Annotated in this window: 1 protein-coding gene; it reads right to left on the bottom strand. The window is 67.3% G+C overall.

Annotated features, from left to right (window positions below):
• Window positions 1-71: 71 nt before the first annotated feature.
• The coding region (locus tag QZH66_RS18890; protein ID WP_305807302.1) for an ABC transporter permease subunit at window positions 72-343 on the bottom strand (272 nt) is incomplete at its 5' end.

The raw sequence follows: 343 nt of genomic DNA, 5'->3' as shown, positions 1-343 counted from the left end.
GGCCGCGAACTGCGCCGTCCATTGGTCCAGGGTGCGCGGCAGCGCCAGGTCGAGCAGCAGCGGGGCGGTCATCAGAGTTTTCCGGTCGGGTCGATCAGGTCGCGCAGCCAGTCGCCGAGCAGGTTCAGGCCCAGCACCGTGAGCATGATGGCCACGCCCGGGAAGACGCTGACCCACCAGGCGGTCTGCATGTAGGTGCGGCCATCGGCCAGCATGCCGCCCCAGCTGGGGATCAGCGGGTCCACGCCGAGGCCGAGAAAGGTCAGGCTGCTCTCGAGCAGGATGTTGTTGGCCACGTTGAGCATGACCAGGATGATGACCGGCCCGATCACGTTGGGCAGGA

The sequence above is a fragment of the Stenotrophomonas sp. YIM B06876 genome (genome assembly GCF_030711595.1).
Lineage (GTDB): Bacteria > Pseudomonadota > Gammaproteobacteria > Xanthomonadales > Xanthomonadaceae > Stenotrophomonas.
This window is presented reverse-complemented; position numbering and strand designations above follow the sequence as displayed.